The following is a 10,219-nucleotide window of genomic DNA, read 5'->3' on the forward strand; positions in this document are numbered from 1 at the left end:
AATCAATGAACTTGGAATAAAGCATATGGCAGTAGCAACAATGGCAGATCGTGATGGCGTTATCTGGCTCGACGGTGAATTAGTACCGTGGCGTGAGGCCAAAGTCCACGTCCTGACACATACTCTTCATTACGGCATGGGCGTATTTGAAGGGGTGCGTGCTTATAAATCTGAACAAGGTACGGCTATCTTCCGTTTGCAGGAACATACCGATCGTCTTTTCCGTAGCGCCAAAATTTTAGGTATGGGCATGCCGTTTGATAAAGAGACGATCAACGAGGCTCAACGTATTGTGGTTCGTGAAAATAATCTGGACTCTGCTTATATTAGACCGATGTGTTTTTATGGTTCGGAAGGCATGGGTATCCGTGCAGATAACCTGAACACACATGTTATGGTCGCAGCATGGCATTGGGGTGCTTACCTCGGTGAAGAAAACATGACAAAAGGTATTCGTATCAGAACGTCATCGTTCACACGTCACCACGTCAATATCACCATGTGTAAAGCCAAGGCCAACGGTAACTACATGAATTCCATGATGGCGTTGCAAGAAGCGGTCAGTTGCGGTTACGACGAAGCGCTGCTATTAGATGCGCAGGGCTTTGTGTGTGAAGGTAGTGGTGAAAATTTCTTCATGGTGCGTGATGGTGTGTTGTACACCCCTGAATTGACCTCAGCGTTAGAAGGTATCACCCGTGAAACAGTGATGACACTGGCACGCGATATCGGTCTGAAAGTCGTTGAGAAGCGCATTACTCGCGATGAAGTGTATATCGCTGATGAAGCCTTTTTCACTGGTACAGCGGCTGAAGTGACACCAATCAGAGAACTGGATAATCGTCCAATCGGTGAAGGCACGCGCGGTCCTATCACTGAAAAACTTCAGGCAATGTATTTTGACCAGGTTTATGGTCGTAGCGATGTGTATAAAAACTGGAATACATTAGTTCGATAATTTAGGACTATTCGCCTGAGCAGTGACGTTCAGGCTGGCAACAAAAGAGGTAAATAAGTACATGGCAGGTCATAGTAAGTGGGCAAATATTCAGCATAGAAAAGGTGCACAGGATGCCAAGCGCGGCAAACTGTTTACTAAGCTGATCCGTGAAATCACCGTCGCCGCTAAAATGGGTGGCAGTGATCCCGCAGCAAACCCACGCTTACGTGCTGCGATAGATAAAGCACTGGGCGCGAACATGACAAAAGATGTCATCGAGCGTGCAACCAAACGTGGTGCTGGTGAACTGGAAGGGGTTAATTACGAAGAAATTCGTTATGAAGGTTATGGTCCGAATGGCACAGCCATTATGGTCGATTGCATGACCGATAATCGTAATCGTACGGTTGCAGCGGTGCGTAATGTTTTCACCAAGCGTGGTGGCAATATGGGCACTGATGGTTGTGTGGCTTTCCTGTTTAACAAGAAAGGCATTATCTCACTGGCCAGTGGCACTGATGAAGATAGTGTGATGGAAGTGGCACTTGAAGCGGGTGCTGAAGACATTGTGACTAATGATGATGGTTCTATCGATGTGTTCACGACGCCAGAAGATTATGCGGCAGTAAGAGATGCCTTAGATGCGGCTGAATTACCAGTGGAATCAGCGCAAGTAACCATGCACCCAGACACTACTGTTAGTTTAGATGTGGATGATGCTCAAAAAGCCATCAATATGATCGAAGCATTTGAAGACTTGGATGATGTGCAAGAAGTCTATTCAAACGCTGATTTTTCCGATGAGGTCATGGCTCAGCTGAATAGCTGATGTCATAAGGTATGCCGCGTATCCTGGGGATTGATCCTGGTTCAAGAAAAACCGGTTTTGGCATTATTGAAATTGATGGAAAAAATTAAACACGTCATCAACGGCCGTTTAATGGTCGGTGATGGCGAGTTTGCTGATAGATTAAGACAGATTTTTGAAGGTCTGACCGACCTCATCGAACGCTATCAACCGGATATGATGGCCATCGAAAAAGTGTTTTTACATAAAAATGCTGATTCTGCATTAAAGCTTGGTCAAGCCAGAGGCGCTGCTATATGTGCCGCCGTCAATCAACAATTGACTGTGTCAGAATATACCGCGACACAAATAAAAAAAGCCGTGGTCGGCAATGGCCACGCGAATAAAGCACAGATTCAATATATGATGTCAGTGATTTTGAGTTTGTCTGAATCACCTGAAGAGGATGCGGCCGATGCTTTGGCCTGCGCCCTTACTCATGCACATCACTCTGCTATTGGTGGTAGCCAGAGTAAATTACCAGCAGGTATGCGCACCACTCGGCGCGGAGGAAGATATAGTCGATGATTGGACGTTTGCGGGGCATTATTATAGAAAAGCAGCCACCAGAGCTTGTTCTGGATGTGCATGGCGTTGGTTATGAGTTATCTGCACCTATGTCGACTTTCTTCAATTTACCTGCTGTAAATGAAGAAGTGATGCTTTTCACGCATATGGTCGTCAGAGAAGATGCTCAGCTTTTATATGCCTTTGCTACGGAACGTGAGCGTTTACTCTTTAGAAGTCTGTTGAAAGTCAATGGCGTTGGCGCCAAGCTTGCCTTAACGATTCTTTCTGGCAGTGATGTGGATACTTTTGCCCGTAGTGTGCAGGAAGGGGACACTGCCAGCCTGACAAGACTACCTGGTGTGGGGAAAAAGACCGCAGAAAGACTCATTGTTGAAATGCGTGATCGACTCAAAGAGGTTAGTTCTGCCATGGGTATTGATACCATCGTTTCGGACATGCCAATGACAACAGCTGGGGCTAAAAGTGAAGCCGTTGAAGCACTGGTTGCATTAGGTTACAAGCCTAATGAAGCCGATAAAATGTTGCGTAGTTTTGATAGTGAAGGCATGACTACAGAACAAATTATTCGCCAGGCATTGCAGAGAAACTGACATGGAAGAACGGTTTATTTCGCCACAGAGCAACAATGATGAAGAACGTATTGATCGTGCGATACGCCCCATTACGCTTGAAGATTATATCGGTCAGCCTGTTGTGCGTGAACAAATGGATTTGTTTATTTCAGCCGCAAAACAACGAAAAGAAGCCCTCGATCACACCTTAATATTTGGTCCGCCTGGACTGGGTAAAACAACCCTAGCTAATATCATTGCCAATGAAATGGGCGTTAATTTGCGGCAAACATCGGGGCCTGTACTGGAAAGACCAGGTGATCTTGCTGCATTACTGACCAATCTTGAACCAAACGATGTGTTGTTTGTTGATGAAATTCATCGTTTAAGCCCCATCGTTGAAGAAGTGCTTTATCCGGCGATGGAAGATTATCAAATCGATATTATGATTGGTGAAGGCCCTGCCGCCCGCTCCATCAAACTCGACTTGGAGCCCTTCACTTTAGTTGGGGCGACAACACGCGCAGGTTCGCTGACATCACCGTTACGCGACCGGTTTGGGATTGTGCAGAGACTGGAGTTCTATAACACAAAGGATTTGAGTACGATTGTTGAGCGCAGTGCTGGTATTTTGAATGTGAAGTTAGATGCCAGTGGTGCCAATGAAGTAGCACGACGTTCACGAGGTACGCCGCGTATAGCAAACCGTTTACTGCGACGTGTCAGAGATTATGCTGAGGTGCGCTTTAACGGTGAGGTAACAGCAGAAATTGCCAGACAAGCGCTGGACTTACTGGATGTCGATAATTACGGTTTTGATATGTTAGACCGCAAGTTATTGCTGGCTATTATTGAAAAGTTTGAAGGTGGACCTGTTGGCCTGGATAACCTCGCTGCGGCGATTGGCGAAGAGCGTGGCACAATTGAAGATGTGTTAGAACCTTATCTGATTCAGGAAGGCTTCATCATGCGCACACCACGTGGGCGAGTAGCCACAAAACGTGCTTGGCTACACTTGGGATTAAGTCCAGATCTGACGTTGAATGGCCAGTAATTTTATGCAGGAATTTGTTTGGCCAATCCGAGTTTATTATGAAGATACCGATAGTGGTGGAGTCGTGTATCATTCGCAATACTTGAACTTTATGGAACGGGCCCGGACTGAGTGGTTAAGATCCTTAGGCATTGAGCAGAGCACGCTCAGGCATGAGCAAGGGCTGCTATTTGCTGTGCACTCCATGCAGATTAATTATCGGCGTCCTGCGGTATTTAATGATGCACTGCACGTGACCTCCCGATTACAAAAACGTGCTGGTGCCAGTATTGTATTTGAACAAAGTATCTATCGTGGTGAGGAACTGTTGTGCGATGCTTTGGTCAGAGTGGCGAGTCTTGACGCAGAGACATTTCGCCCAAAACCTATACCTAATTTTATTTTGACGGAGTTGCATAGTGACTGCTGATCTATCGATTATCACCCTAATAGCCGAAGCGAGTTTGATCGTTAAGCTGGTTATGCTGGTGTTAGTAATGATTTCATTTTATTCGTGGTTGATTATTTTCCGTAAACGGGGGAATTAGCGAAAGCAAAACGCGATGCGGATAATTTTGAAGATAAGTTCTGGTCAGGTAATGAACTTAATCGACTCTATGAAGATATCTCGTCAAGACCCCATACCAGCCGAGGCATGGAAGGTATTTTTGAAGTCGGTTTTAAAGAGTTTGTCCGTTTAAAAAAATCTTCAACAGACAGTAATTATGTCCTTGAAGGGGCGCAGCGCGTCATGCGAATTTCTCTAGCTAGAGAAATTGATCAGTTAGAAACCTCACTGCCATTTCTGGCAACAGCAGGTTCAACCAGTCCATATATTGGTTTGTTTGGTACAGTTTGGGGCATCATGAACTCTTTCCGTGCCCTGGGCAATGTGCAGCAAGCGACCTTATCGATGGTGGCACCCGGTATTTCAGAAGCATTGATCGCCACGGCCATGGGCCTTTTTGCGGCCATTCCGGCTGTAATCGCCTATAACCGATATTCCAATGAAGTAGAACGATTAATCAATCGCTACGATACTTTCCTGGAAGAGTTTTCTTCTATTTTACAGCGTCAACATAGTTAACCCCGAGGTTAGGTCATGGCTGTACATTCAAACAGACGACTACGACGTAAGGCGATGAGCGATATCAATGTCGTTCCGTACATCGATGTCATGCTGGTGCTACTGATTATTTTTATGATCACAGCACCGATGTTAACTCAGGGGGTCCAAGTGGACTTGCCTCAAGCCGATGCGAATCCAGTTGATTCACCAGAAAATACAGAGCCTTTTGTGGTGTCTGTTGATGCTGAGGGAAATTTCTATGCAGCTGTGGGTGACAAGCAGGATGAGGCGATAGGACCAGAAAGACTGATGGCCATAACCAGCGCTGTTTTAAGTCGTAATCCCAAAACCCCTGTGATGGTGAAAGGCGATAACGCTGCGAGTTATGGACATGTGATCTCAGCGATGGCTTTATTGCAGAAAGCCGGTGCACCCAGTGTCGGCCTGATTACACAGCAACCAGAATCAACCGAGAACGCTCAGTAATACTATGAAACACAACATCGTCGACAATCTTTTTGCTGGCGCATCATCTCTGGTGTTACATGTCGTGTTATTCGCCATGTTCATTATCGGTATGGATTTGACATCAACGCCAAAACCATTAGCTCAGCAACCACAGAAAGAAATTGTTCAGGCAACGGTGCTTGATGAAACTCTGGTTGAAGAAGAGGTCGCACGGCTTGAAAAATTAGAGCAAGAAAAGAAAAACGCAGAAAAAGAGCGCCAGCAAAAAGTGCAGGAGCAATTAGAAGAAACACAGAAAGAGTTGGCGCGTAAAGAACAGGAATATCAGGATATGGAAGAGCGTGCTCGTATTGAAGCCGAGCAACGTGCTAAAGCTGCAGAGGAAGAGAAGCAGCGTATTGCTGAGCTAGAGCAGCAACGAAAACAAGAAGAAGAAAAACGCCTAGAAGCTGAAAAACAGCGCAAGCTCGAAGAAGAACGTAAACAAAAAGTTGAAGCTGAACGTAAACAGGCGGAGATTGAAAAACAAAAAGTCGAGGCGGAGAAAAAACGGCTCGAAGAGGAAAAGCGGAAAGCAGAAGCGGAAAGAAAACGATTAGAAGAAGAAAAGAAAAAAGCCGCTGAAGAGAAAAAGCGTTTGGAAGAAGAGAAACGCAAAGCAGAGGAAGCAAAACGCAAAGCCGAGGCAGAGAAAAAACGCTTGGAAGAAGAAAAGCGTAAGGCAGAAGAAGCGAAGCGTAAGGCGGAAGAGGAAGCAAGAAGAAAAGCCGCTGAATCTGATCTCCAGCGTCAGTTAGAACAAGAACAGCAAGAACGTGAGGCTCGCCGAGTTAAAGGAGTGGTTGACCAATACAGCCTGATGATTCAACAGCGAGTTAAACGTTATTGGTTAAGACCGGCCAACGCTCAGTCAGGTTTACAATGTACTGTCCAAGTTTCATTGTTACCTGGTGGTGATGTTAAAAACGTGAAAATTGTAAAAAGCAGTGGTAATGCAGTATTTGATCGTTCAGCTGAAACAGCTGTATACAAGGCAGCCCCATTACCTCAGCCTTCAGATCCTAAAGCAGCGGCAGAGTTTCGCAATTTTCAGTTTAATTTTAAACCCGAATAAAGGATGAAAGTGATGTTCACACGCTGGTTAAAAGTAGTCGCGACATTAATGCTCTTCGCATCATGGCCTGCACATGCTTTATTAACAATTGAAATTACAGGTGGTTCGGAAGCTGCACTTCCTATCGCTGTCGTCCCTTTTGGAAATGAAGGTTTTGCGCCACCAGAGGATATTTCCAGTATTATCAGCAATGATTTAAAAAGTAGTGGTCGCTTTGCTCCACTGAAACAGAGCGAGTTGATTTCCCAGCCTCATGAAGGCCAACAGGTTAACTTTGCTGACTGGCGTTTACTTCGTTCTGAAGGCCTGCTTATTGGTAAAGTTAGCAGCCAGGATGGGGAAAACTATCAAGTTCAGTTCCAGTTATTTGATGTTTATAAATCACAGCAATTAGTTGGAAAACGATATAATGTGCCAGCTTCCGGGATGCGGACTTTAGCGCATCAAATTGCTGATATTGTTTATGAAACACTGACAGGTGAAAAAGGGGTATTTTCAACACGACTCGCCTTTGTGACAGAAATGAAGAACGCCGATGGCAGTAAGCGCTACGCCTTACAAATCTCTGATGCAGATGGTGCAAACCCAAGAACTGTATTGCAATCCAGACAGCCGATCATGTCTCCTAGCTGGGCACCGGACGATAATCGTTTAGCTTATGTGACGTTTGAAAATGCAAAGTCTGAAATTTTTGTACAAGAGCTCAGTACGGGTAAAAGACAATCTGTGGCTTCTTTTCGCGGTCTAAATAGTGCACCTGCATGGTCACCAGATGGCAAAAAATTAGCGGTGACATTATCAAAAAACGGTAATCCTGAGATTTATGTCTTAGAATTAAGTTCAGGCAAACTATCGCGAGTCACACATAACTCACAGGCAATTGATACGGAAGCAGTATGGATGCCTAATGGTCGTGAGATTTTATTTACGTCTGACCGTGGTGGAAGGCCACAAATATATAAAGTAAATGCAGACGGTGGGCGTGCTGAAAGGCTTACCTTTGAAGGCAACTATAATGCCTCTGCAGATATTTCTCCTGATGGACGCATGATGACATTGGTGCATGGCGTTAACGGCAAATTCCATATTGCTGTGCAGGATTTAGAGACAGGCGCGGTTCAGGTGTTAACTGAAACGCGAGCTGATGAGTCCCCGAGCTTTGCGCCAAACGGCCGTATGATTTTATATGCGACTGAGCAAAAAGGCAGAGGTGTATTAGCGGCAGTGTCCGTTGATGGCCGAATTAAACAACGCCTGGGAGAGTCAGGCAGTGCGGTACGTGAACCGGCATGGTCGCCTTTTAAAAAGTAAGAGTGATAGGAGTTAGTTAAATGAAAAAGTTAAAATTGTTCGCGGTACTTGTTCCGCTTTTATGGTTAGCCGCATGTAGCTCAACACCTAATAAAGGGATGAACGAAGGTGATGTCGCTGTAGAGGATTTGAGTGCTCAAACATCTGGTGTGAATGGTCAAGGTAACGCTGATGGCAGTGAGTACGGTTCAGAAACTCAGGTCGTCGTTGGTGAGGATGGTTATGACGGAAATGAGTTAAATGATCCTTCGAATCCATTGTCAAACCGTGTTGTTTATTTTGAGTACGACAGCGCTAACGTACGACAAGAAGATCAAGAAACACTACGTGCACATGCTGCATATCTAGCCAAACACCCGAATGTGACTGTGAGATTAGAAGGTCATACTGACGAAAGAGGTTCACGCGAATATAACTTGGCTTTGGGTGAGCGTCGAGCCTTATCAATTCGTCAAATTCTGATGTTACAAGGTGCTGATATGAGTCAGTTCCAAGTGACCAGTTTTGGTGAAGAAAGACCGGCAGTTGATGGCTCAGATGATTATGCATGGTCACAAAACCGTCGTGTAGAAATTGTTTATTTAGGTCGATAAAAAATGCAGATTAACGGCAAAAGAAAATTCATTTGTGCCGTGATTCTGGCTGCTGCTCTGCCCAATATCAGTTGGGCAGAGACAGAGCCACTCCAGCAGCGTCTAGAAAGACTGGAGAGAATCATCCAAGGCCAAGGTCTGATGAACCTGATTACACGAGTTGATCAGTTACAAAATGAGATTCAACGCCTCAATGGTGATAACGAAACATTAAGACATCAGTTAGAACAAGCTGAGAAACGTCAAAAAGAGATGTACATTGACTTAGATGAGCGTATGCAGCAGCTAGAAAATAATAGCTCTGCCAATACCGCAAACTCATCGAACAGTACTGAATTAACCGATAATTCTGTAGCAAACGCTGGTATCGATGAAGCGGCAGATCAGCCAGCTTCTGGCACAGCTCCTGTCGCTGTTGAAAATGGTGAAGCCGCCTATCAGGCTGCATTGCAAACCTTGCGTAGCGGCCAATATCAAGAAGCTATTGATGCCTTGGCTAAGTTCCCTGAACAGTACCCGGGCAGTGTCTATCTTCCCAATGCTTATTACTGGCAGGGTGAAGCAAAATATGTATTAAGACAGTTTGCTGATGCAGCAGCATTATTTCAAATTGTCATTGATGAGTACCCTTCAAGTACAAAAGTCGCCGATGCACTTTTGAAAAGAGGCTTCAGTGAACAGGAAATGGGGGATACTCAGCGAGCTCAAGCAACATTGAATCAAGTTATTGAGACCTATCCTGATAGCTCCGCTGCCAGACTTGCAAAAGCCAGATTAGATCGTATTAATCAGTCAACCAACTAAGACATTTAGCCGGTAATTATTTATGGCGCAATGTCGCATAACAGAAATTTTTTATTCTTTGCAAGGTGAGTCGCGCACAGTCGGTCTACCCACTGTATTTGTCAGATTGACCGGATGTCCTCTTCGCTGTGGTTATTGTGATACGGAATATGCATTCCACGGTGGTGAAAAGATGGATATTGATGAGATTGTCGCCCAAGTGGCTGCCTTCAATCCTCGGTATGTTTGTGTGACGGGAGGTGAACCCCTTGCGCAACCAAACTGTATACCTTTATTAAGCGCTTTATGTGATCGTGGCTATGATGTTTCATTAGAAACGAGTGGTGCCATGGATATTAGTAAAGTAGATAAGCGTGTTAGTAGAGTTATGGATATCAAGACGCCGGGATCAGGTGAGGAAAGTAAGAATCGATATGAAAATATCGAGTTATTGAACAATCATGATCAGCTTAAATTTGTCGTGTGTCATCGTGATGATTATGACTGGGCAAGAGAAAAGCTAAACCAATACCAACTTTATGAGCGATGTGAAGTTTTATTTTCGCCAATTCATGGACAACTTCAGCCTGCTGAGCTCGCTGAATGGGTTGTTGCCGATAACTTACCGGTGAGGATGCAAATTCAAATGCATAAATACCTCTGGGGAGAGGAGAAAGGACGATGAAAAAAGCTGTCGTTCTTTTATCTGGTGGTCTTGATTCAGCCACAGTACTTGCAATTGCAAAACAACAAGGCTATCAGTGTTACACCATGAGCTTTGATTATGGTCAACGTCATCGCGCAGAGTTAAACGCATCTGCCATTCTTGCTGAAGCAATGAGTGCGGTAGAGCACAAAGTAATCAATATCGATCTGACAGCTATTGGTGGTTCTGCATTGACTGATAACACAATCGCTGTACCTAAACAGCACCAGGATGGTATTCCAATCACCTATGTACCAGCTAGAAATACGGTGT

General features: G+C 44.9%; 12 protein-coding genes and 2 pseudogenes (1 of these 14 cut by a window edge). All 14 read left to right on the forward strand.

Annotated features, from left to right (window positions below; translation table 11 throughout):
• Positions 1-25: 25 nt before the first annotated feature.
• Positions 26-958 carry a branched-chain amino acid transaminase gene (locus tag QUE24_RS09140; RefSeq protein ID WP_286303541.1) on the forward strand — a complete coding sequence of 311 codons (933 nt, stop codon included), beginning with the start codon at positions 26-28 and terminating at the stop codon, positions 956-958.
• A 61-nt stretch (positions 959-1,019) separates the two neighbouring features.
• Positions 1,020-1,769: a YebC/PmpR family DNA-binding transcriptional regulator gene (locus QUE24_RS09145; protein WP_286303542.1), complete on the forward strand. Its 750-nt coding sequence runs from the start codon at positions 1,020-1,022 to the stop codon at positions 1,767-1,769.
• Positions 1,770-1,849: 80 nt separating this feature from the next.
• Positions 1,850-2,315: pseudogene (ruvC, locus tag QUE24_RS09150) on the forward strand (crossover junction endodeoxyribonuclease RuvC); the annotation flags it as partial.
• Positions 2,312-2,908 (forward strand): Holliday junction branch migration protein RuvA, encoded by a 597-nt coding sequence (gene ruvA / locus QUE24_RS09155; protein ID WP_286303543.1) that lies wholly within the window; start codon positions 2,312-2,314, stop codon positions 2,906-2,908. The pseudogene ruvC and the gene ruvA, both read left to right, overlap by 4 nt.
• A gap of 1 nt (position 2,909) precedes the next feature.
• Entirely contained in the window at positions 2,910-3,923 is a 1,014-nt protein-coding gene (gene ruvB / locus QUE24_RS09160; protein WP_286303544.1) for a Holliday junction branch migration DNA helicase RuvB, read from the forward strand.
• Positions 3,913-4,332 carry a tol-pal system-associated acyl-CoA thioesterase gene (gene ybgC / locus QUE24_RS09165; protein WP_339608427.1) on the forward strand — a complete coding sequence of 140 codons (420 nt, stop codon included), beginning with the start codon at positions 3,913-3,915 and terminating at the stop codon, positions 4,330-4,332. Before ruvB ends, ybgC begins: the two co-directional genes overlap by 11 nt.
• Positions 4,322-4,989 (forward strand): annotated as a pseudogene (gene tolQ, locus QUE24_RS09170) (protein TolQ). The gene ybgC and the pseudogene tolQ overlap by 11 nt, the downstream one beginning before the upstream one ends.
• Before the next feature lie 15 nt (positions 4,990-5,004).
• Positions 5,005-5,457, forward strand: a complete 453-nt coding sequence (tolR, locus tag QUE24_RS09175; protein WP_286303545.1) for a protein TolR — start codon at positions 5,005-5,007, stop codon at positions 5,455-5,457.
• A gap of 4 nt (positions 5,458-5,461) precedes the next feature.
• Positions 5,462-6,553, forward strand: coding sequence for a cell envelope integrity protein TolA (gene tolA, locus QUE24_RS09180; RefSeq protein WP_286303546.1), 1,092 nt, complete (start codon positions 5,462-5,464; stop codon positions 6,551-6,553).
• A 12-nt stretch (positions 6,554-6,565) separates the two neighbouring features.
• Positions 6,566-7,864 (forward strand): Tol-Pal system beta propeller repeat protein TolB, encoded by a 1,299-nt coding sequence (tolB, locus tag QUE24_RS09185; protein WP_286303547.1) that lies wholly within the window; start codon positions 6,566-6,568, stop codon positions 7,862-7,864.
• A 20-nt stretch (positions 7,865-7,884) separates the two neighbouring features.
• Positions 7,885-8,457, forward strand: coding sequence for a peptidoglycan-associated lipoprotein Pal (gene pal, locus QUE24_RS09190; RefSeq protein WP_286303548.1), 573 nt, complete (start codon positions 7,885-7,887; stop codon positions 8,455-8,457).
• Positions 8,458-8,460: 3 nt separating this feature from the next.
• Positions 8,461-9,261: a tol-pal system protein YbgF gene (ybgF, locus tag QUE24_RS09195; protein WP_286303549.1), complete on the forward strand. Its 801-nt coding sequence runs from the start codon at positions 8,461-8,463 to the stop codon at positions 9,259-9,261.
• 22 nt (positions 9,262-9,283) lie between these two features.
• Entirely contained in the window at positions 9,284-9,925 is a 642-nt protein-coding gene (queE, locus tag QUE24_RS09200) for a 7-carboxy-7-deazaguanine synthase QueE (protein ID WP_286303550.1), read from the forward strand.
• Positions 9,922-10,219, forward strand: the 5' end (the start) of a protein-coding gene (gene queC / locus QUE24_RS09205; RefSeq protein WP_286303551.1) for a 7-cyano-7-deazaguanine synthase QueC. It continues 374 nt past the right edge of the window; 298 of the gene's 672 nt are visible here — the first part of the coding sequence; its start codon is at positions 9,922-9,924; the stop codon falls past the right edge of the window. Before queE ends, queC begins: the two co-directional genes overlap by 4 nt.

Source organism: Methylophaga marina, from assembly GCF_030296755.1.
In the GTDB taxonomy this organism is placed as follows: Bacteria; Pseudomonadota; Gammaproteobacteria; order Nitrosococcales; family Methylophagaceae; genus Methylophaga; species Methylophaga marina.